The sequence below is a fragment of the Pantoea rwandensis genome (assembly GCF_002095475.1).
In the GTDB taxonomy this organism is placed as follows: domain Bacteria; phylum Pseudomonadota; class Gammaproteobacteria; order Enterobacterales; family Enterobacteriaceae; genus Pantoea; species Pantoea rwandensis.
In genome coordinates this window covers 47,771-71,730 of the sequence record NZ_MLFR01000015.1, presented here as the reverse complement: position 1 = coordinate 71,730, position 23,960 = coordinate 47,771, and the positions used below count along the sequence as shown (strand labels likewise).

At 45.8% G+C, this 23,960-nt stretch carries 16 protein-coding genes and 1 pseudogene; 8 read left to right on the top strand and 9 right to left on the bottom strand.

Annotation, left to right across the window (positions count from 1 at the left end):
• Positions 1–150: 150 nt before the first annotated feature.
• From dptF to HA51_RS15105, 6 genes are read left to right on the top strand one after another with little or no spacing between them, the layout of a single operon-like run.
• Complete coding sequence (gene dptF / locus HA51_RS15130) at positions 151–1,797, top strand: DNA phosphorothioation-dependent restriction protein DptF (RefSeq protein ID WP_084935450.1); 1,647 nt, start codon at positions 151–153, stop codon at positions 1,795–1,797.
• A gap of 4 nt (positions 1,798–1,801) precedes the next feature.
• The gene (gene dptG / locus HA51_RS15125) at positions 1,802–3,124 is read left to right on the top strand and encodes a DNA phosphorothioation-dependent restriction protein DptG (protein ID WP_084935449.1); all 1,323 of its coding nucleotides are present in this window, start codon (positions 1,802–1,804) and stop codon (positions 3,122–3,124) included.
• Entirely contained in the window at positions 3,105–8,174 is a 5,070-nt protein-coding gene (dptH, locus tag HA51_RS15120; RefSeq protein WP_084935448.1) for a DNA phosphorothioation-dependent restriction protein DptH, read from the top strand. Before dptG ends, dptH begins: the two co-directional genes overlap by 20 nt.
• Complete coding sequence (locus HA51_RS15115; protein WP_084935447.1) at positions 8,171–8,974, top strand: hypothetical protein; 804 nt, start codon at positions 8,171–8,173, stop codon at positions 8,972–8,974. Before dptH ends, HA51_RS15115 begins: the two co-directional genes overlap by 4 nt.
• Positions 8,971–9,666, top strand: coding sequence for a DGQHR domain-containing protein (locus HA51_RS15110; protein ID WP_084935446.1), 696 nt, complete (start codon positions 8,971–8,973; stop codon positions 9,664–9,666). The genes HA51_RS15115 and HA51_RS15110 overlap by 4 nt, the downstream gene beginning before the upstream one ends.
• Before the next feature lie 50 nt (positions 9,667–9,716).
• Entirely contained in the window at positions 9,717–9,944 is a 228-nt protein-coding gene (locus tag HA51_RS15105) for a hypothetical protein (protein ID WP_084935445.1), read from the top strand.
• Between the two features lie 293 nt (positions 9,945–10,237).
• On the opposite strand, the gene dndE is transcribed toward HA51_RS15105, so the two are convergent.
• The 6 genes and pseudogenes from dndE to HA51_RS26970 form a co-directional block, all read right to left on the bottom strand.
• On the bottom strand, positions 10,238–10,591 hold the full coding sequence (dndE, locus tag HA51_RS15100) for a DNA sulfur modification protein DndE (RefSeq protein ID WP_084935444.1): 354 nt from the start codon (positions 10,589–10,591) through the stop codon (positions 10,238–10,240).
• Positions 10,591–12,590: pseudogene (gene dndD, locus HA51_RS15095) on the bottom strand (DNA sulfur modification protein DndD). The gene dndE and the pseudogene dndD overlap by 1 nt, the downstream one beginning before the upstream one ends.
• A complete protein-coding gene (gene dndC, locus HA51_RS15090) occupies positions 12,580–14,214 on the bottom strand; it encodes a DNA phosphorothioation system sulfurtransferase DndC (RefSeq protein ID WP_084935443.1) in 1,635 nt (544 codons plus the stop codon). Before dndC ends, dndD begins: the two are co-directional and overlap by 11 nt.
• On the bottom strand, positions 14,211–15,296 hold the full coding sequence (dndB, locus tag HA51_RS15085) for a DNA sulfur modification protein DndB (protein WP_084935442.1): 1,086 nt from the start codon (positions 15,294–15,296) through the stop codon (positions 14,211–14,213). Before dndB ends, dndC begins: the two co-directional genes overlap by 4 nt.
• A 189-nt stretch (positions 15,297–15,485) precedes the next feature.
• Complete coding sequence (locus HA51_RS15080) at positions 15,486–15,716, bottom strand: DUF1493 family protein (RefSeq protein WP_084935441.1); 231 nt, start codon at positions 15,714–15,716, stop codon at positions 15,486–15,488.
• Positions 15,713–16,645 (bottom strand): LysR family transcriptional regulator, encoded by a 933-nt coding sequence (locus HA51_RS26970; protein WP_158087372.1) that lies wholly within the window; start codon positions 16,643–16,645, stop codon positions 15,713–15,715. Before HA51_RS26970 ends, HA51_RS15080 begins: the two co-directional genes overlap by 4 nt.
• A gap of 102 nt (positions 16,646–16,747) precedes the next feature.
• On the opposite strand from HA51_RS26970, the gene HA51_RS15060 reads away from it, so the two are divergent.
• Complete coding sequence (locus HA51_RS15060; RefSeq protein WP_084935438.1) at positions 16,748–17,632, top strand: alpha/beta hydrolase; 885 nt, start codon at positions 16,748–16,750, stop codon at positions 17,630–17,632.
• Between the two features lie 176 nt (positions 17,633–17,808).
• Here the strand turns inward: HA51_RS15060 and HA51_RS15055 are convergent, their stop codons facing one another.
• Genes HA51_RS15055 through HA51_RS15045 form a run of 3 tightly spaced genes read right to left on the bottom strand, consistent with a single transcriptional unit; the run spans position 17,809 to position 23,045 of the window.
• The gene (locus HA51_RS15055) at positions 17,809–18,417 is read right to left on the bottom strand and encodes a hypothetical protein (RefSeq protein ID WP_084935437.1); all 609 of its coding nucleotides are present in this window, start codon (positions 18,415–18,417) and stop codon (positions 17,809–17,811) included.
• Between the two features lie 6 nt (positions 18,418–18,423).
• Positions 18,424–22,590, bottom strand: a complete 4,167-nt coding sequence (locus HA51_RS15050; protein WP_084935436.1) for an RHS repeat-associated core domain-containing protein — start codon at positions 22,588–22,590, stop codon at positions 18,424–18,426.
• A gap of 17 nt (positions 22,591–22,607) precedes the next feature.
• Entirely contained in the window at positions 22,608–23,045 is a 438-nt protein-coding gene (locus HA51_RS15045) for a DcrB-related protein (protein ID WP_084935435.1), read from the bottom strand.
• 277 nt (positions 23,046–23,322) lie between these two features.
• Between HA51_RS15045 and HA51_RS15040 the strand changes: the two genes are divergently transcribed.
• Positions 23,323–23,949 (top strand): response regulator, encoded by a 627-nt coding sequence (locus HA51_RS15040; RefSeq protein ID WP_084935434.1) that lies wholly within the window; start codon positions 23,323–23,325, stop codon positions 23,947–23,949.
• The last annotated feature ends 11 nt before the right edge of the window (positions 23,950–23,960 follow it).

The following is a 23,960-nucleotide window of genomic DNA, read 5'->3' as shown; positions in this document are numbered from 1 at the left end:
ATAACGAATAGTCAGTAAGTCTAATGTGGTCAACGTCATAGGATTCGATGATGAGACAGATGCTCACTTTTAAAGAGAGTAAAAAGAATATAGTGATCATAGATTAGCTTGTATACAATAAGATAATTCTTTTATTGAGAACATGAAGTTATGAACGCAATCACATTACGCAAGGCGTTGGGTGTACTCGCGAAGTCATCTTCGTTTTCAGTCACCACGGTAAGACAGCGCCAAAAAGACGTGTTTGATCAGTTAAAGGATCAACTCTTTGTTCAACAAGATATTGAAGAAGATTTGCTGCGTCATTTGGATGTAGCCAAACCCAATGAAATAATTTTTTTGTGTGGCAGTAGTGGGGATGGTAAGTCTGAAATTTTAACTCGCTGTAAGTCAAATTTAAAATATAATCAGCGATTTTCTTTTCATCTTGATGCTACTCACAGTTTTGCACCTCAACAAACTGCCATTGATGCATTGAACAATTTGTTCGACAACCATCAGCAATCATGCCCATTGTTGATAGGCGTCAATACAGGGATGCTGGCCAATTTTGCCAGAGAGGGGGCTGATCGTCATGAGTCGCTTCGCTTAGTCATTGATAAGTTTTTATCTAAGCAGAAAAAAAATAGCGGTCCATTTAACAGTGGTAATTGTTATTTTTTTGATTTTGAAAATTACCCAAAATTCCAATTTGATGAAGGAAGACAGTATTCATCATTTATAAAAAAACTGCTAATTAAGTTAACTGGAAAAGATGATGGTAATTTATTTTATACTATTTTTAGACGAAATGAAGCAACACAATCTGATTTAATTACAGTCGCTAACTTCAATCTGCTTTGCATGTCTGGAGTTCAGGATGTATTAATTACTCAGTTATTTAAGTCTCGATTAATTAAAGACCAGTTTGTTACAACAAGAACATTGTTGGATTTTTTGCATCATCTGCTAACTGGTCCCGGTTATTTATTTGATAACCTCTTTAATAGTGAAGAAAATGATCTGATCAAAAAAGTTTCCGATTTTGATCCCTCCAGATTGCACAGCTATGAACTGGATCAGTTTATTTTACGCTATGAGCTTGGGTTGGTTGACGACGATCTTGATGATTTTCTGACTGCACTTGAACCTTTGCACATTAAGTTTGACCGGCAAAACGTCAAGCCCGGGGATGCTGTCTCTTTGATTCGACTTTTTTGGCTATTACAACACGAATCACTGGGAAACAATTATCATCGAAAGTTTTCCGCATTTTTCAACGAATCACTGTTCGAACGCTACTCAAAAATTTGGCACCAGCATAAAAATTACACCGCAGATTCAGAACAGAAAAAAATATTGAATCGTTTTTATGCATTCGAACTTATCGCTGGCATTCAGCGCTACGCCAACCGTAAAGCACCCGAATTAAGTATACATAAAGAAGATTTCTTTCTGGGGGAGTTTGGTGGTGTCAAAATAACTGCTCCTGTAGAAGTAAGACCTGACTGGGATACAATTCGTAACAAACATACTGCTCACCCAGCTGGCTTTGATGTCTATTTAAAAGTTGGTGAAACCTCATTACCACATGTCCATATCGGCCTGAATCTTTTTGAGTTGTTGGATAAGCTGAATAATGGCTATCGGCCAAATAAATATGACAAAAATGCCATTGTACTGCTGGATGAAATTGTAGAACTTATTGCTGAACAGGCTAAATCAAGTAAAGAAATTAAATTTTACGATGGCGGAAAACGAATTTATCGTGCAAAGGCGGATGACGATATGATCACTATTAGCGGCATGGAGGGATAGTAGAATGTATCCTATCGCAACCGAATTAAAAGTAGGTAACAATCAGCTAGATAGTTATCTGCCAGTGCGAAATAAAAACAACGATATTAGCTGGCAATTTGTTACCGGCTTAGCCCTTAGCTATGCCTTGAAACGCAAAATTGAAGCTTATGAACCCGACCAATTCCGTGATGATTGTAAAGCTCACATGCAGGAGCTGCTTGATGAGCCTAAATTTTGGCCGGTGTTAGAGCGTATGTATTTTTCTAACCAAGATATTTTCCGAGTTTCTCCACTATTTTTACTCTTTCATGCTCAATATTCGGGAGAAAAAATAAGTGCAGGGTCAACTGCGGACAAACGTCTTGGCACGTTGTTTGCCAACTTAATGGGAGATTTTAGCCTTAATTATCCTATACAGGACAGGCTGAACTTCATTGAGCAGCAAATGCTGAATAAGCTAAATGAAAAAGTAAAGTTGTTGGGAAGAGGGCCGTTTGCGGAAGAACAATCCTATCTCCCATATATGGTAGAATGCTTTCAGGACGACTTGGCATTTCTGGCTGAACACCCGCAATACCTTTTGCAAGAATTAACCAATACTCTGCGCTTATATGCTTTTTCTTGGTGTGCTCAATTGGCTCTCAATGTAGACAACTGGCAAGACGGTGAACCGAAAAGCAAATCGCTTTTTTTTATACTTGATAGCGAGAAAGCCAGTTCCGAACGAGAAAAAGTAAAGCGTTATGGCTATAAACTTTTCGCCAGTCAAAGCGAAAAGCTTTTTCCGATACTTTCTGCTCTGGAAGTTTTGCAATGGGGGAAAGGACAAAAAAAACGTCCATTGTGGCAGATCTATCAGGATACACTTAATCGTTCAGACTCATATTCTCAGGTATTGGATGCACTCAACTCTTATTTGCAAGAATTTATTTTAGTTCGCGGCCTCCCCCGCCGTGAATCCGCCACAAACATTGAAAATGCATTTGAACAGTTATTGTCTGTTTCAGTTGAACAGTTTCAGGGTAAAAAAAATGACCGTGCTACCGTGAATCGAAATTATGTTAACGAACTAGAAAATCAGATCTGTAATGATTTTATTCAGGTGCGTGGCCGTGCTGGGAAAGTGTTGGTGCTCAATCAAGATCGCTTGTTGTTACTGACTAATCTCACTGTAGGTAAAAATGACAAACTCCGGCTTCATGAACTGTTACGCGGTTTTGAAAAGCGTGGTTTTTATCTAGATAACCAGTCGGCGCAAACATTGGTAGCTTTTTACGAGCGTATGGGAAATGTAGAACGAATGAGTGACAGTGGAGATGCCGTATATGTCCGTAAAACAGTATGAAACCTACTTAGCGGAGACCTTCATTAACTGGGTTGGGGGCATAATCGAAGCTGGTGAACGTTATCAGTTCAAATCTCCTGATCCAGAGAATGGTTTAAAACTCTGGCAGGCATTTGCTTCTCTGGCTGAGGGAAATCAGTTGGAGATTTCACCTGGGCAGAAGGTTTACTATTTATCCTGCAATGGAATTCAGCTTATTCCAGTACTGCACGGAGTTGTAGCTCCAGCATTCACGGAAAACTATATCTCACATCTTCGTGATGAAGTTTCAGGACAAAGCGGTGTTTTTGCCCAAACAGCACTTTTGATTATTCACAACAGTATGCTTGATACACTGATTAATAGTACGAAAGATGTGGCGGCCCCCGATGCAATTTGGTACCCAAAAACCTTCAGCTACCAACTTGGAAAACTCATAACCGCTGGTAGTAACCGTTCAGAATTGTCTCGCTGCTTGCTAGATGATCAGCTCGCGACGGTGTTGGATGAAGGCGCTACTGTATTTGGTTTCTCCTCTCTATATCGTCTGCTAGATGACGGGCATCTGGATTTTTCCGAGCTTCACCTTTTTAGAGACGATGAACTACTTAACTACAGTCAAAAACAACTACGCACCAGATTGAATGAAAACCGGAAATTGTATCGGCAGATAGAAGATAGCGTTGAACGCTACAGTGGGCAGTTGGAGAATGTATTGACTGAATTTAGTACGAAATTCATTCAGGAACATTTTGTCGATAAAGATGACTGGCGTGAACTGGATTTCTCTGACTACAGGAAAGAGAAAGAGCAAAACAGTGAACAGAAATTAGTGCTGGAAAACGTTTCTGTTGAAAATGGTCAGATTTGGCAACGCGTGAAAAGCACTAGTAAGGCTGGTAAACGCGATATTAGTTTACTTGTGCAGGTACTGCCTGGACAATCAGTTGTGGAGCTCGAGTTCAGCTTCCAAGGGAACGATCTTCAGGATAACCAGATAAAGATTAGCCATCATCGTCAACTTAAAAATGAATCTTTCTTGCGTACCAGTCGGGCGGGAGGCAAGAATTCCCGCATTATGGCGTCCGTGCCTTTTAACGGGCATCCGTGTTTCTTTAGCCTCGAATTGACTAATCGCAATAATTCAGCCGAAGAATACAAATTCCGTCTGTTACTTGTAGAGCAAGGACAATTTTGGTTAAACGATATTCAGAATTGCTATCGTATTGAGCCGGGAAAAGGACAGATAACGCTGCAGTTGGAGGATAACGTACTGCGCATTGCCGAGTTAGGCAACCTAACCTATGTACTTGATGAAGAGAGCGAGTGTATAGATTCTCAGCTCTATGCACAGGTGAATTTTGAAACGCTGGCGAATCAAAGTGACTTGGTTCAGTTTATGCTCGCGTCAGGCGAAAATCGTCTGTTAATTAACATTGAGGGGCCGGGGGCAGAAGAAGGCTTAGTGCTACCGTTGCTTTTCGATCAGAGTCGCTTTAATAAGCTGTTTAAAGAGGAGGGGAATGCATCCTGGAGCCGCCTCAAGGGACGTATCATCCTAGATAACACTGAACATAATGTCGTCGGTGTTCGTCAGCAGTTACTTTTATTGGAAGCTTCATTAATCGAGCGACATCTGCTGGGGACCGGAAGCAACAATAGCGAGTTTGCATTGGGTGAACTTCTAACCAGTCATCCTGACCTTTATAAGGCTTATGAACAGTTATTTGCTTACTTCAAGCGCCATAACACTTTGCCAAGCCTAGTGTCGTGGTCGGCAGAATATCGCTCTCTTGTGAACCACATTATCAATACGTTTGAGCAGGCACTCTTGCAGATTGGCTTAAGTAAGGCGTTGACTGCGCATGAGAAACGTCTACTGAATTTGGGCATCTGCCGCGATGATAGCCACGAGCGCCTTTCACCGCTACATCCTCTAGTGCTGGCTTACCATCTACAACTGGCAGAGAGCATCGTCGATGAATTTGAAAAGCATACATCATCATCATTTTCAACCCTTCCGCCGATTACTCTTGATCGCCTGATGGTTTCCGGTTTAATGCCATTTGTTTACCATAATGAGCATGAATACGCGCAACTACAGCCTGTAGAGGAAAACCGTTTCTGGATTGATGTTGTCCCTCAGCGTCAGGTTAGCCATGATTACGTTAAACGTCTCGTAAAAGATAAACTCAATGAATTCACTGATGCCTACGGTCGGTTGTTCCAAAATGCTGGCAATAATTCATTAATTGTTAATGCCATCAACCAAGGGAGCGCTAAAGAGCTATTTCTTGGGATAGTGGAATATTTCAAACAGGAAAAAGAGCATGCTATTTCAGTGCATGTGAACTGCTACGATGAACGCCTGCTTCCCAATATGTTCGATCATTTTGCAGAAAGCGGAAGCTATGAGCATCTTAAGAATGATCTCGATTTAAACAGCGGCGTATGGCGCGCTGAAGCCGATATGCTGATTGATTTGCTACGTAGCCGTTTAACGTTCAGTAAATTTATCCTGCCTACAGAAAGTGACAAGATGGCATATGCACACTTGGCATTTTTCACCAACACGGCACCGGTAGATTGCCGTCAGATTCGTATTGAAGATGCTTCAAGCGGAGTATTGTGTCATGGCCTGATCGCCGGAGAAGGTGCTGAAACACAAGGGGATGCCTACTTTACCGCGTTTGGCTTGCGTGATGTGAACACTGAGCAATACAGTGCCTTACGCCTTGCCCGATTAATTGGCTGCCTGTGGCAGCCTGCGCGTCAAAGTAATAGCCAATACCACGGACAAGGGATCGGTCTTGCTGTTAGCGGCAATTTTAAACAGCTACTCAATTACTCCTACAATAGTGCACTCTGGACCACAATTATTGATCCCAAAGTCACTCTAGACTTTTTCACAAACCAGAAAGATGTGGTTCTTATCCACTACTCTGACCAATATACCAGTTGCGCTGGCTATGATGCTGTCACCGTAACTAAACAGGTTGATTTGTTCTTACGCCTGCTTCAGACAGGGCAGCACTCCGTTGACAGCCAGCATCTACTGGCCGAATTTAACGCCTTTAACGGCGAATGGTTGCTCAAGATGCTGCGCTCAAACGATAGAGAGCGTAAAGAAAAGCACGGTATTATTGGTGCATATAAATTTGTGCAGTCCATGCTGCAGCAATCTGATATTTGCTGGATCCCGCTATCTGTAGCCGAAATGATCCGCGTATCCGGCAACGTTGGACTGAAAATGAAAGAGAGCGATTTGTCCCGAAATTTACAGGGTTATCGCAAAGGAGCAATATCGGACGACGTGCTTTTTGTTGGGTTTAAAGAAAACTGTCTTTATCTGTTGCCATTAGAAGTTAAAACAGGGGCACGACCTGACTATAGCTATGCAGGCCAACAGGCTCGTGAGCTTAAACGCTATTTACAGCAGGATATTCTGGAACCACAAACGCTGGCATCACAATTGTACCGCGCGCTCTTTATTCGTCAGGTGCTGATGCAGGTGGAGAAACTGCGCCTGTATGGCGTGCTGGACAGCGACAAACTTACTCCCTTACTGGAACGACGTGAATGGTGGTTAACGGGAGACTATCAATTAGGTGAGTTGGCAGACTATGTGGACGGCTTCGTCGTGGCACATGTGGACAGCGCAACCTGTTTCGATCTCTCTTATAAAGAGACAGCGGAGAATATCTTACAGATTGAGATCCCATATTCACTGCTGCCTTCGTTGATTGCCGCACAGGGGGATGAACTACCTCTTGCCGAACGATACCGGGTGCCAGAAAAATACCGGCTTAAGCCAGAGTGTGATGCCTGTCCATTAGAACCCGAAGTCGTGGTAGAAGTCACAACGCCGACTACTGCTCAATCCATTTCGGAACCGGATTCGTTACCGCCTGCTGTGCCTGTGGCGACTACTGATATTAGCGATACCCCATTACAGATCCTGTTTGGTCATGATGCTGCGCGTCAGAGTCCGTTACATTGGGAGCCAACCAACACCGCGAAGTTCATGAATACCAATACCGGTATTATTGGGACGATGGGCACCGGTAAAACTCAGTTTACTAAATCGCTGATCACACAGTTGATGTGTAATCAGTCTTGCAACGTTGATGGTAAACCTATTGGTTTGCTGATCTTCGACTACAAATCAGACTATGTTGACGAAGCTTTTATTAATGCTACGGGGGCCAAAAAGTACAAATTATTTAAGCTGCCTTACAACCCCTTATCTCTGTTTGGCGATACGCCAATGCTACCAATTCACACCGCTGGTGGACTATCGGAAACAATGGCGAAAGCTTATGGGCTGGGCCATAAGCAGCAGCTCAAACTAGAAAATCTAATTTTAGAATGCTACGAAGCTGCAGGTATTTCGCCGGAGGATCCGACAACATGGTCAAGGACTGCACCGACGATTGAAGATGTATGGCAGCGCTTCCTCGATCAGGAGAAGGTTGAAGAAGATTCACTTTACGCAGCACTTTCTAAACTGGCGCGTTACAAGATATTCGAGACCATCCCGGAGAAGATGACCAGCTTGTACGAATTGATTGACGGCGTCACCGTGATTGAACTGGCTGGATACCCGCCAGAAGTGCAAAACCTGGTGGTCGCGCTAACACTGGATCTTTTTTACGCGCAGATGCAAAAGCGCGGTAAACCAGTGGTGCGAGGGGATTATCGTCAACTCACCAAAATGATTCTGGTGGACGAAGCCGATAACTTTATGCGCCAAGATTTTGCCAGCCTTAGGAAGATCCTTAAAGAAGGTCGTGAGTATGGTGTTGGTGCGATCCTGTCAACGCAGGAGATAACCCACTTTAAGACTGGTGAAAATAATTACGCCTCCTATATTTTAACGTGGGTGATCCATCGTGTTTCTGAAATTAAGAATGCGGATATCAAGGCGGTATTTAACGTCGATGATAAAGGTGAGCAGGAGTCTTTGATGGGACAGATTCGGCAGCTTGAGAAGCATTTTAGTTTGTATATTGATGGAGATAAAAAGGTCAAGAAGATGCGTGACAAGGCATTTTGGGAGTTAATTATATGAATAAAATAGAAAAATTCCTTACTTGTACAAAATATTACTTATCAATCAATAGGCTAAAGATTGATGAAAAAGGATATTTTAAGTATTGGTTTTTATTATGGAATTTCCTTCTGTCTGTAATATATGAAGTAGTACAAAATCCAAAATTTATATTTTCATTTTTAGTTATTATGCTTATATCTAGTGCAGGGATATGGGCTCCATGGTTATACTCTTTAGACCTCTCCCCTGTCTGTGAAACAATAGTACCAACAAATACCATTATTACAACAACATCGGGAGGGATTATACAATCAGATAAAATAGTTGAATCTGTTAATGTGGTTTGTTTGTATATCTCATCTCTTGATATTACTCTTTTTCAGAATTTTTCATTATTTATGTTTAACTTAGGGTTGTTGGGTGGGATTGCTGCTGAGTTTTTTATACAAAAGAAAGATAGTTCAGAGTGCGAGAAAAATATTATCTCAGATGATTTATTAAATGATGACGGTAGTGATAGCCGAGTAAAGGAATATGCAGCATTTTTCCTTTGGGTAGTAGCATTTATACTGTCATTCTTTGCATTGAAAAATCCAACAGGCGATTCCCCTCAGGTCTTCTGGGGAGGAGTGTTATCGATTTTTTTATGGATATTCACAAATATTAGGAAAAAGGAATATATCGTAAATACGGATGCAAACAATCTTGTTGGTGGCATAGTATTGGATAGTGATAAATTACAAGGTATGGGCCTCGATGAGGCGGCAATTTCTCCAGAACACCCCGTTACTCAACTAAATGGAGATGGCTTAGAATGAGTGGATATCATGAATTTTTAGCAATGAAAGTATCCCAGCCATTTGCTGATTATTATGCATGTGTTATACCTTCTGTCACTCTAAAGGAAATAAGTTTTTCCTTGAAGGCCGAGAATGTAAATGGAACTATCCAAGGTGTTCAGCGTTTACTGAATAATAAAAGGTTACACGAAATATCAAAGTTTATTGATGGAGAGTCTGCTGCTTTTCCTAACTCAATAATTCTAGGGGCAAATTTTTTAAAATCAGGTAGATATGCTGGAGAAAACGAAAGATGCTTAGTTGAACCAACAACTACAGAGAACCTATACACAATAAAGGTGCCTAAACATTCGGAAGTTCTTTCTATTATTGATGGGCAGCATCGCTTGTATGCTTTTGAATATGCTGAAACACAAATGGATCTACTTTGTGCAATTTATATCGATTTGGCTATGCCCTACCAAGCTTTTTTATTTTCGACGATAAATTACAATCAAGGGAAAGTTGATAAAAGTCTAGCATATCAATTGTTTGGTTATGAACTGGATAATGAAGAGCCAATAAATTGGCCGCCAGAAACCCTAGCTGTTTATCTTGTTCGGCTTTTCAATAGTGAAAAGCCTTTGTTAAATAGGATCAAATATAGAACAGCAGATGAACATAAAAAAATAATGCAGCTTCTTGGCGTGTTTCTACTGCCTCTATTGTAGAAGCTATACTTTCTCTGATAAGTAAGAATCCTAAAGATGATCGATATTTGATGAACTCAAAGCGATATGCGGGCGAAAGTACTATATATGGAAGAAGTATTCTTAAAGATGATGCAGAGTATCCCTTAAGAAAATTATATATTCAAGGGAATGATAAAGCTATTCAAGAAGTACTGTCTTTAGCGTTGGAGGCCACAGATGAAATTTTTTGGAAAGATCTGGGGGATGATAACTTTCTCAAAAAACAGTTGGCATTGCCTGCATATTTAAATTTTTAAAAGCTGTCTTGCTTAAACATGGCGTTTCTAGGAAGGTTATAAGTGATGATTTTACAAACTATCTAAATGTAATAAAAAATAAAGAGGATTTCTCTGACTCTACCCTTTATCCTTCATCAACAAAAGGGATGAATGATGCTTATAAACGGATGCTGTTTCTGGCAGGTTTATAATTGATCTTGAATTAAGACACCCATCTTTTAAAGATATGGTTAGTTTTTTCTGAAAAAATTATAAGAACTGTTAATCTAGTTGAATGCCGGAATGTTTTTCCGGCATTCATTTTTTGGTTTTTATAAGTTTATGGCGAAATCTTTTAAGCTCCGATAATTCCTTAATGCCGCAATACCATCTTCGACATGCGCCGCCCATGCCTTAATCATCGCTTTCTGCTCTAGTTGAGGATAAAGCATTTTCAGCACCAGTTCCGTAGCTTGTAGTGTTTCCCCCAGCCACGTAATTTTATCCAGCACCAGCGAGCCATCTAGCTTATTGGTATCACGCACAGGGGAATAACGAAACTCACTCTCCACCGAGCGGAAAAAAGCCAGCCGGGCGGCAATATTCGGAGTGATCCCGGTATACCCTTTCAATTTTTTAAGCTGCTCTTCAGTCTGACGACTAAGCACCATTCGATTCGGGAGCATCAGAGTGCCTCCTTGGTTAATTCCCAGAAATAGCCAGGTTTCAGCACCGATGATTTTGTATGCGCATTAAACACAATCTCATAAGCATGAGAGATATCATCACGCAATTGATCGACAAAATAACGCTCATCCACTTCCGTATCTGTAGACAGCAACACTACCTGATGGCTGGCAAACGGGAAGTAGTGGTTAATCAATTTATCTCTATGTTGAGAGTCTAAACGGCCCAATGGAGTATCAATGATTACCGGCAAATCACGACCAGAAGTTTTTGCCAAGGCCTCAAGAATTGCAATCGCATAGATCTGTTTCTCTCCGGCAGAGAGTAGTTTGCGATTGATCACTGAGCCGTTTTCATCCACTAATTCCACATCAAACGTTTCTGGATTGATGTGTGCATTGAGCTGCAAATCTTCTTTACGAGCTAATTTACGGTAAGCACCTTCAAAATTCGCTGATAGTGTTTTCACCCTTGCTTGAGTTAAAAGCTCGCTGTAGCGGTCAAGCAGGTTGATTGTTTCTTGGGCATTATTAAATGCACTATCGGAGTTATGTTGATTACGTGCCAGATCGTGTGTTTTTTGTACCTGACGAGCACAGTCCAGTTGCAGCTGTTTAGTTTGTTTTGCTTCTTCCAACAGCGAGCGATACTCCTGCCGTTTACTCTCTCGTTTACGGTCAAGTTCCCGAATTTTTTCAAATAGATCGATAAGTTGATCATCTTCCGGTGCACGAGCAATGTTTGCCGCGGCTTGCTCAAGCTGCTCTTCAACTTCACCCAATTGGTTACGATAAAGATCAAAACGCAGCCACGCTTTCTTGCTGTCCTTTTCGATCGATTGTTGGATCATCCCAGCTTCGCGTTCGGATATGTCAAATAACAGCTCACCTTTCGGTTTTCCTGCCAGGTAATCTTTCAGATTATCTTCAATTGATTCTGCAGCAATTTTGCCAGTAGTTCCTGAGCGGAATGAAATATCATTTTTCAGCTGCGTAAGAAATTGAGTTAATTCCTTTTCAAAACTGTTCGCCTGCTTAATTTGTATCTCTGCACTAATTTGCTCAAGCAAAAGACCTAGAGTCTTAGGTGCTAGAGCGTAAGGTAGTGAGCTATCGCATTCATGGCGCAATGCTTTTTCAAGGCGATCTTTTTCTTTTAACAGAGTGTCGACTTTCTGTTTTCCTGTGCTTTTGTCTGAGCAAAAGCACCACCTTGCGCATTCAGAAGTGCTTCATACCGGTTGATTTCTTTTGAAAACAAATCAAATCTTATTTTGGCAAAATCAGCTTTTTCTAAAATATGCTCTGTCTGGAAAGCAAACTGCTTAACCTGTTCTTCGAGTTCAGCAAGTTTTTGTTGTTGGGAGTCTGCTAGTTGACTGGATTGCTGACGCTTAACAAAGATCATCAAATCATTACGAAGTTTCGCGATGAGATCTAAACCTAACAAGCGACGTACGGCTGTACGTAGAACATTACCAGAGTCATCTTCAGCGAGCTCTGCAATTTTTTCACCATCAAAGAAGAACAAATCGGCAATTCCATGCGGAATTAATTCATTCAAGAACCCCTGGCATTGATCGTAATCCAGTTCTTCAAGGAGTTGGTCATCTTGCTGGAGGGATAGTTGATCCTTTTTCCCTTTTTTCCATGTGCGCGTGACGGTAAACTCAGCTTCATGCCCTCCTTTGTTATACGTGAAAACGAGTTCAATCGACGCTTCATTTGGCCGTTCATCAGTCGTTGATCCGTTGTGAATTAATGCGCTAAGTTCTTCAACATACTCTTGTTGTTGAGTTCCTGAGCCGAACGCTAACCGACCATACAGTGCCAGGCGTATTGCAGACAGAATTGATGTTTTTCCTGCTCCGTTAAGCCCACCGAAAAGAACTATCGGACGCGGGTTATCATTGTTCCGGCGCTTTCTCGGGGCCAAATCAATGACATGAGTACCATTGAATACACGGAAATTACGCAATACCAGCTGTTTAATTAACACGTTCATTTTCCTCACTGGTAAGCAGAGTCGGCTCGCTCACTTCGGCAATTCTGCGCTGCAAGATCTGTAGTTCGGTCTCCAATTTTGCTACTTCATCCTGATGAATATCTCGGTCGTTCCGTTTCTGCAAGGCTTGTTGCTGCTGTTTTATTTCTTCGAGACTGCCCCAGTCTTGTTTCAAGATAGTGCCAAGTTTGTCGAAGATACCCTGACGGCGACTGAGTCCTTCCATAGAAACCTCGAGCTCAATCAGTTTCATAACCATCTCAGGAACCACCTCAAACCCTTGGGCGATCTGCTCAAGCAGTTCCGCATCGCTAGCATTGAAACGTGACTGGTCGTCAATAACCCAGTCCAAGTCTTTTCCGTAAACGTCGCGATAAATACCTGGCAAAATGTCGTACCAGTCCGGCTCATTAGGGTCTTTCAGCCATTCCTGGCGAATAGCATGTAGCTCCGGCTGCGTAATTAACGTGATGGTATGGCCCTGATCGTTCAAATCGCGCTCTATTTCCAGCAATTCTTTAAGCCACTTCTGGCGATATTTTAGCCAGTAAGGGCCGGGAACATGCTTACGTTCCGCACTGATTTCTTCACCGTCCTTGGCATATTGATAACTCACTTTACCGGTACGGCGCTTATAGTTGCGGAACGTGTCTTTATTCACGGGGTCGGTAGTAAATGCCAGCAGATCGCGATATTTCAGCAAAGGGGACATCCACTCTTCGCCATTCTTGATCAGACTTTCCATCGCTTTATCTTTGGTGACTACGGTACAGGTCCAGCAGCCAAAGCGGGAGTTACCACAGGACGGGGTACTCTCATCGATCACTAATGGGCACTCCCCCTGTGCTGAGGAGTCCATATATAGAGTCCAAAGAGGACGGTTATTTCCTGCCCAAGGACTTTCCCATTCATTGATATCATCAGGGGCATAGCGAAACGCACCGCGCAACAATTTCCATACGTCATCTACGTCCCAGCTATCGATAGGGGTATAGATAAATGCATTTGGCAATGTGGTATGTCTTGCGAGGCGTGAGCCATCAATTTTGTGCTTCGCGATCACTTGTGCGCGCGATGCGCTCTCGCTGCTTCGTGAACCTAAGACAACAATAACTTCATCAAACTGGCTGACTTTATCTTTTATAAAATCACTAACCGGATTAATTTTCATTCTTTCAGTACACCAGCGAAAACTTCGAGTTGGAGCGGGATATCCTTTGCCCAACAGATTGACCCAGAAAGTTTCATTAGTTTTTGGTGTGACTGAATGTTGGGTTATTGGCAAGTTATTGCGTTTTGCACCAGCCTCTATCTGCATCATGGTTTTCTTGATTAAATCAACTACTACTGGTGTTTCAACCAATGTGTCTGATGACACTAAGAAAACGTCTTTGTTGCGCATCTCTGGAGTTAGACCTAACAAGGCCAAATATACTAAGGTGATAACTGCTGATGAGTCCTTACCACCACTATAGCCAATTACCCAAGGGCGTCTATCAGCGCAGTAAATTCTCTGAACTTCAGAAACATATTCAGATAAGGGGCGTCCAGCAAATTGCTCGTTATTAATAAAATCTTCGTATTCAGCCAAATCAAAGGCCTGAACTAGTTTACTCATGATGCAACCATTTGAGCTTCGAGCTCCTGTTCTTCAGGAGAGAGAGGAAGGGATAATGCATTTTTAAGAGCATTACTAGTTAACTGGATAGCTGTGCTGGTTTTACTCAGCTTACCGTGCTGCATTGCACGTTTAATCAAATCTGGATTATTTCTTCGCCAGTTAAATGTTTTCAGATCAGTAATTTTCTCCTGCCACTGATCAGGGTAATCCGTCAGAAGTGTATATCCTAGCTGCCCTAGAGCCTGCAAACCAATGCCATGTGCGTGAACATAGTCTTGTCTTAACTGGACCGGAGAAACTTCTTTCTTAGCAGCTAACTGCCAGTCCGGCATCGCGTTAAAGACAGCCTGCCAGTAACGTGTGGCAATTTGAGAACACTCTTCAAAATTGTCCTCTTTTGGCTCTTTACCTAATAGAGCACGAGTTGCCTGTTTAATACTGCTCAATGTAAACAGCTTGTTTGAGCGTTGACTAATTCCAGATTTTTCTAACTCAGTCATTCCCAAAAATGGTTCCACAGACATGGCCAAGTAACGTGCCAAGTTTGAACTGATGTCACGGTGATCGTAAAGCGATGACAGTGATGGGCTAGGGCGGATAGCATATTTGTTCAAGTCAGCAAACATTTGTTGACTGCGTTTCAGACCTTCATCAACAAAAAACAGCACAGGGATGTTGTCCTGTCCCAATTCTGGACGGGCATCTAGAGCATCTTCGATCGCCTTGCGACGGTGCTGTCCATCATTTATGAGGATCTGTGCATCCATTGGAACACTTAAAGTCCCCAGGTTATTTGAACCTGGAAACTCATCAAATTGGACATCAACAGCTATAGAAGCCGTTAATGCTGAAAATATGTAATCTTTAGGATTTTCAAGTAAATATCTAACCATTTCCGGAATGCGCGATTTATTCAACGTCCGCTGCGCACGTAGTTCTGGTGGGACGTCATTCCCATCAAAACTAAAAATTTTGGGAATGATACGCATTGGGCAGGTTGCAATATAGAAAGGGCGGCCAGCCTGTATGCCCCGTATAGCTGGAAACGAATAGCAGTAATCTGCGTCTACATTAGCCATGCTTGAAATCCCATAAATCACGTTAGTTCGGTTACGTGATATTTTACGTAACTAAAGTCGAGATTTATAGCTTTTATTACGTAATTTTTTGCGTAATGACTCTCAATTTACATAAATGGATATTCACTATAAATCATGATGTTAGATTGGTATGTTACGTTTTCGAGTAAGTAAGCGAGTCTTGGAATCTCACATACATGTCGCAATAAGTCGCTCTGAAAAACGCTGTAACCCAAAAAACGAAACCCCAAACCGCTTCTCCGCTTGCTCCAGCAACTCAATCCCATCATCACCAGTAATCCCCAAATCCGCTTCCAGCCGAGTCTCCTCGGTAATCACTGACTTCACATCCCCTGAAAACTCACGCACAAAGTCGATCACCTGCTGCAATGTGGGCTCCACGCTCATCTCCCGATTCATTCTCCACCCTCCATCTTCAATCCCCCATCCACCAGCGGCAAATCCTCCCGCAGCGTCCCCATCAGATACTCCACAAACACTCTCACCTTACTATTCGCCATCTGCTTTGTCGCAAACACCGCACTTACCGGCACTGTTCCCGTTGCGAACTCACGTAACACCGGCACCAATGCCCCAGACGCCAAATCCGTTCCTGCGATCCACGCCGGAATCTGCGTAATTCCCAATCCCGCCAGCGCAGCGGCGCGTTGTTGTTCACCGTCATTACTCTGGAAACGTCCTTGCGGCATAAGAGTGAGCGCCTTACCTTGCCCATCAATAAAATGCCACGGATGCACACCGCGTCCTCCGTTGAATGCAATGCACTGATGTTCACTCAACTCGGCAGGCGAGGTGGGTTCACCGCATCTCGCAATATACGCGGGGCTGGCTACGGTAATCAGTGGGCTGTCGGCGAGCTTGCGTTGGGTGAGTGCGGAGTCCTGCAGTTCGCCATGGCGGATCGCGACATCAATATTCTCTCCAATTAAATCCACATGCCGCTCGGAAACCCGCAGTTCGATATTCAATGCGGGATGCCGCTCCAGCAGGGCAGGCAAGCGGGGGATGATATAGAAGCGACCAAACACCGGCGCGACGGAGATGCGCAGCGTTCCAGAGGCTTCATCTGTGCCGTATTTCACGCGGGTTTCCAGCTGTTCGAACTCGTCGCGAAGCCGCTGTGCTCCGTCATAGAAAGCTTTGCCCGCCTCGGTTAAGGCGATGCCGCGTGACGATCGCTTGAGGAGTTGGTGGTTGAACTGGCTCTCAAGAGCGGCGATCTGTTTGCTGACGGCAGATTGCCCGACGCCCGCTTCTTTGGCGGTAGCTGAAAAACTGCCGCACTCCACTACGCGCAGAAACAGTCGGATGGCATCAAGACGATCCATAGATAGTCCAATTAGGAATAGATGGTATTCCATTAAGCCAGCTAGTTGCAGGGATTGGAATGGCTTAACGTTGCTCCACCCCCATAACCTCTGGAGAACATCATGAACCCAACTCGACATCCCTTAACTCTGCATGACCGTGAGCAGGTTGCACAATCACTGGCCGAACAACAGGCACATCGCAGCAGTTTCAACGGCTCGATGCGTGAATACTATGACGCGATGACCGAACAAACACCGCTGGTGCAAGGTGTGCGTGCAGAGCAAATCGATGCCTCGGGTTGGTGGCTGCACCCGCAAGCGACTCGCAGCGAACGCGTCATTGTGTTTATTCACGGTGGTGCCTATATGCTCGGCAGCGCAAAGGCGTACCGAGGATTCGCCAGCCAATTGGCAGTGCGCACCGGGTATTCAACCTTCGTGCTGGACTATCCGCTGGCACCGGAGCATCCGTTCCCTGCCGCGCCGGATAGAGTTGTTCAGGTGTTGAGTGCGCTGATCGAAGACGGCATTACGGACATCGCTCTGATAGGTGATTCGGCAGGTGGGGCGCTGTCGCTGATGGCGCTGCAATATCCACAGCTGGCAGCACATATTCGTTCAGTGGTGGTGTTTTCTCCCTGGACCGATCTCACCTTTAGTGGCGAGTCGTTTAACGATCCCAACATGCGCGATCCCATTTTCCAGCCCGCGATTTTGCAGGATGCCGCTCGCGCCTATCTACAGGGAGCTGATCCTAAAGATCAACGTGCTTCACCGCTGTTTGCTGAAACGAATACGTTGCCACCCTTGCTGATTCAGGTCGGCAGTGAGGAGCTGTTGTTGAGTGACGCAACGCGCTATGCAACTAAAGTTGAGGAGAGGGGAGGTGTGGTGCAACTGGATATTTATGAGGGCATGCATCATGTATTCCAGCGCGATGTTCAGTTGGATGCCACACGGCATGCGTTAGAGGCTGCGGCGGCATTTATGATTCGGCATGTGTGAGTTTAAATTGTTAAATGTTGGGCTAGTATTTTTGTGGATTGAGGCAGTAGTGCTCACTTATACACGCCCAATTGAATTCCACTTCAGATAAGCCGTTTTTCTATGCAATTATTACACCTATTTTCATTATGGTGTAATAATGTATGGATGATTGAAATGTATAGCACTTTATTGAATTAGCCTGGATTGGGGAGTTGATCGATGCTATTGAAATTATGAATTTTTATTCCCATTGACAAGCAAACTCCCTTAGCTTTTACCTTTAGGTTTTCGTCGAAGAGAATAATAGTTTCTCCAGCTTCGGGTGTAAAGTAAGTTGCTGATATTATTGGTAACTCATCAGTTAGGTGTTCATTGATTAATGAGGTGGATAATGAGTTTTTTTTCTGACTTGATATAAATTTCGGCTTTGTAGCTTTAACAAAGTTGGTTATCCCCTTTCTTAAAAAAATACTTTCTTTCTTTTTGCTTAAGAAATATTTTTTTGTGGTATCTTTAAGCGTGCTGTAGGTGGATTTATTATCATAAAAAAATAAAACTCCTCGCTCTAATCCTACTGGTGATTGCGTTTTGTAATCCATTTCGTCAACGAACATCACCTCAAAAAACATTTCCTTCAAGAATTTTTTTGCATCTTCAGTTTTAAAACCATAGTGGATGTCCCCATCCTCACTAATTTCATACCAAGAAATGCAATATGGTTTTTTTAATAATGCTAAATCGCTATCGGTCAGATTAGACCAGTCGGGATAAGGGAAAATAGCGATATTGTTATTTTTAATCATATTAAGTCACCATGTGAAAACTTTCTTTATGCCTTTTGGACTTATAGCATGGATATGCCCGCTGCTGTGATGTGCAGGGATTCCGGGCTGACCAGCATCAGGGTGGCCATCAGGGTGTTCAAACCATTCATTTTTTCCTTTTGGATTCTCCATCCCTAGCTTTTTCCCTCCTTCAGATTTCATATTTGCCCATGTCTCGCCTCTACTGTTAGGGCGAAGTTTATCAATATCAATAGGCTCACCACCCCGAGAAACTCGTGGCACCTGAGCATGCTCTTTGGCTGCTCTTATGGCAGCCTTTCTATTTTTAACTTGAACAGTGTTTGCACAATTTTCAGCTGTTAAACCTAGGGGATCAATCCACCCCAACGGATTTACCGCATACTGATAAAGATTGATCCCACCCGCGATCCCCACAGGATCCTGCACCGTAAATCTTCCGACCTGCGGATCATAATATCGGAACAAATTATAGTGCAGGCCCGTCTCGCTGTCGGCGTATTGTCCGGCATAGCGCAGTGGCTGATGATGCAGGGCAGGGTGCTGCCCTAAGCGGCTGAAGCCTTCCGTTTGCCTGCTGACCTCGCCAAAACTACCGTACTGACCACTCCAGCGCAATGCGCCGCTTGCATCAGTGACCTCCAGCGGGGCGCCGTTCAGGTCGGTGTTGAACCACAGGATTTCTCCCTGCTTGTCTCCGACATGATGGTCAATGCGCGCCAGCGGACTCCAGATTTCAACTGGGTCGTAGACATAGGTCTGGCAGCCGCCGGTTTCCTGCTGCTCCTGTAATAGGCGATAACCCTGCCACAGAAAACGGGTTTCTGTCGTGCCCTGTTGGGTGGTGACGCTTTTGCGGATGCGTCTGCCCAGGGCATCATAATGATAACGGGCGGTGAAACGTCCCTGCGGTCCGGTGCCTTCTGCGGCAACCAGTCTGTTTTCCGCATCATAGGTGTAATGCTGCTCGCTAAACCCGTTTCGGCGGCTGACAAGGTTTCCCCACCAGTCATACTTCATAAACAAGTTTTGCCACTGACCGAGCCGGTTATCCGTGATGGGTGACGTGGGCAGATCATGATCTGTGGCGTTGAGATTATCCGCCGCATCGTAGCCAAACTGAGACGTGCGGTGGCCCTGACGCGCCTCGTAGTGCTTCAGCAGTCGGCCTTCATCGTCATAGCCGTAGATAATGTCGCCGCGCAGGGTATCGCTGACGCCCTCCAGTTCACTGCGCGCTGTGTATCGGAATGCGCGCTCCAGAATCTGCTGTTCAGGCGGTGTCATGCGGCTGCTGCGTTTACTGCGCTGCAGCGTGCGCCTGCCCAAGTTGTCGTATTGACGATGTTGTTCTCGAGCGCCCTGGCTGCGCTGAACTTCGCGGTGCAGGCGATCGCGAGTGAATTCACTGACCAGTTGCTGACCGAAGCGGATAGCGCTGACATGCCCAGAACCATAGTGCAGCCATGCCAGCTGTTGCTCATCAGGCAACGTCAGCGCGGTGAGGTTGCCCAGTGCATCGTATTCATATTCCAGCGTGCCGTTGCTGCCAGATTCGTTAAGCAGCTGCCCAGCGGCGTCTCGGGTGAAGGTGACGTCATTTTCTGCAATCCCCAGCGCCACGCCTTCTGCCGTTGGCGTGCGCTGCAAACGAACAAGCTCGCCACCGTGGTTACGCTCATAGTTATAGACTGCGTGACGGGAAGTGCGGCCAGTGATGATACCGCTGGCGTCATAACTGAACTGCTGCCAGCGGCGCGCTGTGCCGCCATCGGCGTCGGGGCGGCCATTTTCCTGCAGCCCGCTGAGGAAACCGCGTTCATCCCATTGCATCAGGCGCGAAGTGTCGTCGGGCCGGATCTCACTCAGTGGTCTGTTGACCGGATCGTAGCTGAAACGATATTCACCGCCGTTGCCGTTTTCCAGGCGCAGCAAGTTTCCACGCGGGTCGTAATGCAAACGGCGAGTGCGGCCGATGCGGTCGATCTGGCTGACCGGTAATCCCAGCGCGTTGTAATGCCAGCGCACCTCACTTTCCAGTGAGTCACGCCAGGCGCTAAGCTGCCCTTGGCTATTCCACTGTAAGGTTTCGCGATCGCCGTTGGGATAAGTGACTGCGCACAGTTGCCCGGCGGCGTTCCACTCGCGCTGAGTGATGTTGCCTTCGGCATTTTCGCTGCTTATCAGATTGCCAAAACGATCATAACGGTATTGGCTGACGTTGCCGGAGCAGTCGGTGTGCTGCGTCAGCAGCCCCTGACGGTTCCATTGAAGCGTGACGGTGCCGCCAAGGGCATCGGTGATGCTGTCAGGCAGCGTTTCTTCCGCATCCGGGTAGTGATAGTGGGTGATGTTGTTCAGGGCATCCGTTTCTGACGCCAGGCGTCCATGCAGGTCGTACGCACTGCGCGTTGCGCTGAGATCAGGATAGTCGATGCGAGTGATACGGTCGGTGAGGCGGAACCAGTGGTAGCGGGTGCGACGTCCTGCCGGATCGGTCTCCTGCAGCATACGACCATAGCGATCCCAATTGCTGCTGCGCATCGCACCGCCGGGCAAAATAACGTCGCACAGCTCATTATCACGATAGACAAACGCGGTCTGGCTGCCATCGAAATCAGTAAAGCGGGCAACGTTATCGTCATCGTCTATCAGCCAGTGCGCTTGCGCACCGTCATCGCGCGTGGCGAGACGGGTGCCGTTCTCGAAGTCATAGCTGAAGTTAAGCTGCTCGCCTGCACTGTGGCGAAAGGCAACCACACGCGGCAGACCGTCAATCTCTTGCCAGAGGTATTCACTCAGCAAGCCGTTGCTGTCCTCGTGGGCCGACATCAGGCCATCACGCCACTGGAAGCGGCGGCGCACGCTGCCGCCCCGGCTCGTCACTGTGATCAGTTGCCCCGCGTCGTCGTAAGCGTAATGGACCAGACAAATCTCGTCATCCAGCCATGCACCGATCAGGCGGTTGTTTGCATAACGACAGACCACGCGTTGGCCCGCGCTGTCGGTCAGCGCGTGCAGGTTGTGGTCAGGATTCCATTCAAACAGAATGTCGTTGCCACAAGGTTCACTTAGGCGTTGTGGCAGGGAGGGGGCGTCAGCACTTTGTGGACTGAACTGCCAGCGTTCACCGCTGATGTCATACACTGACCAGCTATCGTCAAGATGGTGTTCCAGCCAGTATTTTTCTGCCTCGCAGTAGGTTCGTTGTCCCTTGGGTACTTGTGGAAACGAGACGTAATCACCTGAAGGCGCGCGCCATACCAAACCATCTTGATAAGGTTCTAACCGGGTTTCCCAGAACAGGTTCCAGCCGCGTCCCAGCACGCTATCGCCAGGATTACCGCTGCGCCAGTAGCGTTGCCAGCGTACGGGTAGCCGTGAGGGCAGCACAAAGTCGAGCTCATCGTCACCGCTAAGGAATTTCTGACCACTGACAATATCCACCGGACGGGCAACGATGCCAACGGCGACTGCACCGGTTATGAGCGCCCCGGCACGGCAGGCGATGCGGGCGAGTTTATTGATGCCTGGAATTTTGCTCAGCAGTTTACCGATAGCTCCGGCTTTACCGGCCGCACCACCGAATCCACCAAACAGGCCAGCAAACAACAGCGTGAGGTCAGAAGCCTTATAGACCCATTCAGGCACTTCGGACTGAATAGGGAGGGTTTGCTGTGGCGCGCCGCCAATTATCACGTTCCCCGAACCACTCATTACCTTTGCACCGCAGGTGGTTTGATCACCAATACGGGCGGCGGGTAGGCCGTTGATAAATACGCGTGAGGAGCCTTCGGCCATTTGCTGCGAGCCATCGTCGGAGCAGGCCACTCTGCTCTCCGTGGCAATGGCGGCAGGTTTGCCGTTGATAAAAACATTCCAGGAGCCGGTGGTGATGGTGCCTTTTTTGGTCATGCTGGCAGCACCGGCATCAGCAATGCTGTCTCTGGCTGCGGTGGCTAACTCGCCAGTCAGGTATCCCACTGCAAAACTGGCACCCATCAACAAAACGCCAACGCCAAGGCAGGCAGCGCCAAGCCCAGCTAGCATCAGTGCACCAGCGGCAATGCCTCCTACGGCTGCAATCAGGCCGCCCACCAGGGTGCCAGCAATCATGCCCATCAGGGCATGCGAATGTCCGATATCGTCACCGACGCGTGCGGCTTCAAACATAACAACAATCCTTATTGTTAAGCGTGAGGGTGGAAGCTCCTGAGAAGAGTCTGGAGTGCTGTTCCATCAGCAGGAGTGAGGGTGGTATTTGACGTCATGGTGAAAACCAACACGTCACGATCGCTGGGCGTAAAGACGGCCTGCTGCTGCCAGACGCGCTTGTTGTCGCGCAGGTAGCTCGCGTGAACGATTTCACCCTCCAGCAGGTTATCGCCCAGTGCCGCATGTTCACGAGTGCTCTGCTGCCAGCCTTTAAGATGCTGTTTCATCAAGGCTAACTGGCGATCGATATAGGCGCTAAGCGTTTCATTTTCCTGCAGCGTATCGCGAGAAATATTAAAAGCGGGTGCTTGAGCGTTGGGTGCCGTAAAGATATTAACGGTACGATCCTGATATCCCGGCGGTAGGTTGACGTGGCCTTCATTGAAGAGGCAGATGTCCTGTGGATGCGGCACGGAGCAGTTTCCCTTTGCTTCAGATGGGCGGGGAGTCTCTCATGAATGCCGTAAAATCTCCAGCCAAGGAATTCCTGAATTTCTTGTAGGATTCCGTTGGCTATCAATCATCTCATCTCAGGTTTTTTTAGGAAGTCCGGCTCTAATGCCGATACAACCTTTACAAGAACCAATAACAACGTGGCTGCCACGAGAAACGATGCAGAGGTGAGAGATAGCCAGCGAATGCGGGTATCTCGATGACATGAAGAGATCAGTATTCTGCTCGAGGTGAAGAATGAAAAATGTACTGATTGTGGATGATCACCCCGTGATGCGGTTTGCTATCAAGCTGTTGGTCGAAAAGCAGAATATGTCGGTTATTGCCGAGGATAATGACGGCCTGAGGGCATTGGTATTGGTCAAGAATCTGCAACCCGATCTCCTGATCATTGATATCGACATCCCTTCCTTAAATGGCATTGATGTTGTTCAGCGTATCCGGCATCAAGGTTTTCACATTGCCATTCTTATTCTCTCCGGCAAAGACAGTGAGCATTATGTCAGGCGCTGTGCCGCTGCCGGGGCCGATGGATTTATCAGCAAGCGCAAAGATTTGACTGCGCTGGCGGATGCGTTAACGGCGCTGCGTCGGGGTTACGGTTACTTTCCTGCATCACGTTCACGTCGGCTGATGATGGCCGATGCGCACAACAGCGTTCAGGATAAAATAGCCACGCTCTCGGCCAGAGAAATCGATGTCATGCGCTATCTGGCGCAAGGATTAAAGATTGTCGAAATCGCCAAAGCCATGAAAGTCAGCGATAAAACCATCAGCACCTACAAATGCCGCATGATGGAGAAGTTAGAACTCAAAAATATGATTGATCTCTACGACTTCACTCAGCGGCATAATCTGGATTAACAGGCTATAAG